Origin of the sequence: Promicromonospora sp. NPDC060271, from assembly GCF_042726755.1 — a bacterium.
In the GTDB taxonomy this organism is placed as follows: Bacteria; Actinomycetota; Actinomycetes; order Actinomycetales; family Cellulomonadaceae; genus Promicromonospora.
Map to the genome: position 1 here is coordinate 1 of NZ_JBHXBG010000296.1, position 3,040 is coordinate 3,040.

2 protein-coding genes are annotated in these 3,040 nt (G+C 69.2%); both read right to left on the bottom strand.

Translation table 11 applies throughout. From position 1 onward, the window contains the following. Nucleotides 1–92: 92 nt before the first annotated feature. Nucleotides 93–2,336 (bottom strand): polyribonucleotide nucleotidyltransferase, encoded by a 2,244-nt coding sequence (locus ACFWE2_RS25085; RefSeq protein ID WP_377226925.1) that lies wholly within the window; start codon nt 2,334–2,336, stop codon nt 93–95. Between the two features lie 221 nt (nt 2,337–2,557). After that, on the bottom strand, nt 2,558–2,827 hold the full coding sequence (gene rpsO / locus ACFWE2_RS25090) for a 30S ribosomal protein S15 (protein ID WP_020016810.1): 270 nt from the start codon (nt 2,825–2,827) through the stop codon (nt 2,558–2,560). Nucleotides 2,828–3,040 lie beyond the last annotated feature (213 nt).

Here is a 3,040-nt window from a genome sequence, read left to right on the forward strand (position 1 = left end):
GGACGGAGCGACGAATGGTCGCCCCGTCCTGCCCGGCGGTCAGCTCGGCACCGGGCTCGCCCGTGGGGACGAGCGGCAGGTGCCATGCCATGTCAGGCGTCCGCGGGAGCGGTGGCCTCGGTGGCCGGCTCGGCGTCGGCCGGAGCGGCCTCGTCCTCGTCGGTCACGGCGACCAGCGACAGCTTGCCGCGCGGGTCGATCTCGCCGATCTCGACCTGGACCTTCTGACCGATGGACAGCACGTCGTCGACGTTCTCGACGCGCTTGCCGCCCACGAGCTTGCGGATCTGGCTGATGTGCAGCAGACCGTCCTTGCCCGGGGAGAGCGAGATGAAGGCGCCGAACGACGTCGTCTTGACGACGGTGCCGACGAACCGCTCGCCCACCTCGGGGACGTGCGGGTTGGCGATCGCGTTGATCGCCGCGCGGGCGGCCTCTGCCGAAGGGCCGTCGACAGCACCGATGTACACGGTGCCGTCGTCCTCGATGGAGATGTCCGCGCCCGTCTCCTCCTGGATCTGGTTGATCATCTTGCCCTTCGGGCCGATGACCTCGCCGATCTTGTCGACCGGGACCTTCACGGAGATGACGCGCGGGGCGTTCGGGGACATCTCGTCGGGCGTGTCGATCGCCTCGTCGAGCACCTCGAGGATGGTCAGGCGCGCGTCGCGGGCCTGACCGAGAGCGGCCGCGAGGACCGACGCCGGGATGCCGTCGAGCTTCGTGTCGAGCTGGATGGCCGTGACGAACTCCTTGGTACCGGCGACCTTGAAGTCCATGTCACCGAACGCGTCCTCGGCACCCAGGATGTCCGTCATCGCGGCGTAGCGGGTCTCGCCGTCCACGGTGTCGGACACGAGGCCCATCGCGATGCCCGCGACCGGGGCGCGCAGCGGCACACCGGCGTTGAGCAGCGACAGCGTGCTCGCGCACACCGAGCCCATGGAGGTCGAACCGTTGGAGCCGAGGGCCTCGGACACCTGGCGGATCGCGTAGGGGAACTCCTCGCGGCTCGGCAGGACCGGCACCAGGGCACGCTCGGCGAGCGCGCCGTGGCCGATCTCGCGGCGCTTCGGGCTGCCGACGCGGCCCGTCTCACCGGTCGAGTACGGCGGGAAGTTGTAGTTGTGCATGTAGCGCTTGCGCGTCTCCGGACCGAGCGAGTCGATCTGCTGCTCCATGCGGAGCATGTTCAGCGTGGTGACACCCAGGATCTGGGTCTCGCCGCGCTCGAAGATCGCCGAGCCGTGCACGCGGGGCAGCACCTCGACCTCGGCCGACAGGGTGCGGATGTCCGCGAGGCCACGGCCGTCGATGCGGACGCCGTCGGTCAGCACGCGCTGGCGCACGAGCTTCTTCTGCAGCGAGCGGTACGCGGCCGACAGCTCCTTCTCGCGGCCGTCGAAGCCGGCCTGGAGGTCGCCCAGCAGGCGGTCCTTGATCTCGTCGAGACGGTTCTCGCGGTCCTGCTTGTCCGCGATGGCCAGCGCCTCGCGCAGCGGCTCGGTCACCGCTGCCTCGACGGCGGCGAACGCGTCGTCCTGGTAGTCCGGGAACAGCGGGAAGGCCTTGGTCTCCTTGCCTGACTGCGCGGCAAGCTGAGCCTGCGCGTCGCACAGGGCCTTGATGAACGGCTTGGCCGCCTCGATGCCCTCGGCGACGACGGTCTCGGTCGGTGCGGCGACGCCCTCGTTCTTGATGAGGTTCCACGCGTCGTCCGTCGCCTCGGCCTCGATCATGGCGATCGCGACGTCGTCACCGACGACACGGCCGGCCACGACCATGTCGAAGACCGCACGCTCCTTGTCGGAGTACTTGGGGAACGCGACCCACTGGCCGTCGACCAGCGCGATGCGGACCGCGCCGACCGGGCCGTCGAACGGCAGGCCGGAGATCTGGGTCGACGCCGACGCGGCGTTGATCGCCAGCGTGTCGTACGCGTCGTCGGGGTGCAGCGCCATGACCGTGAGGACGATCTGGACCTCGTTGCGCAGACCCTTGACGAACAGGGGGCGCAGCGGGCGGTCGGTCAGGCGGCAGGTCAGGATCGCGTCGGTCGACGGGCGACCCTCGCGACGGAAGAACGAGCCGGGGATGCGCCCTGCGGCGTACATCCGCTCCTCGACGTCCACCGTCAGCGGGAAGAAGTCGAACTGGTCCTTGGGGTGCTTGCCGGCCGTCGTGGTCGACAGCAGCATGGTCTCGCCGTCGAGGTAGGCGGCGACTGCGCCGGCGGCCTGCTTGGCGAGGCGTCCGGTCTCGAACCGGACGGTACGGGTGCCGAAGCGACCGTTGTCGATGACGGCCTCGGCGAACTGGATCTCGGGACCCTCCACGGGTGCCCTCCTTCTCTGTGGTGTTCTCTGGGAACGCCCCCGTGCCTGACGGTCATCGATCGAGGCCCACCGAGCCGCCGCTCGCGTGGAGCGGGAGACTCGGGAAGCCACTACCGAGGACCGGACGAGGTCACGGGCGGCGGTGTTGCGTTGTCGTACTACAGCATCTCACCAGACCAGCCCGGCCCCCGCGACGGGGGCCGGGCTGGCGGGAAGCATGATCAGCGACGCAGGCCGAGCTTGTCGACCAGAGCGCGGTAGCGCTCGATGTCGATCCCCTTGAGGTAACCCTGGAGACGACGGCGCTGGCCCACGAGGAGCAGCAGACCACGACGGCTGTGGTGGTCGTGCTTGTGCTCCTTGAGGTGCTCGGTGAGGTCCTTGATGCGCTGCGTGAGGAGCGCGATCTGCACCTCCGGCGAGCCCGAGTCGCCCGGCTTGGTTCCGTACTCGGAAATGATCTGCTGCTTCGTGGCAGTGTCGAGCGGCATGGCTCTCCTTCAGTGTCGTTGCGCGGTGCTCCGGGACTGTTTCACCGGGGCGCTCTCGATCCGCGGCCGTTCAGACGGCGGTACCACATTACCAGTGCCCGGCCTCCCTGCCCGACGGCGGGCGCGATGCCGCCTATGACCCTCGTCTCTGCCCGCCTGCCCACAAAACGTGCGTGGTCGGTAGTTTGTCAGGTGATCGGCAATCCGGACTGC

Excerpts from the sequence above, each read along its gene's own strand:
- rpsO (WP_020016810.1), bottom strand. The coding sequence starts at position 2,827 with ATGCCGCTCGACACTGCCACGAAGCAGCAGATCATTTCCGAGTACGGA.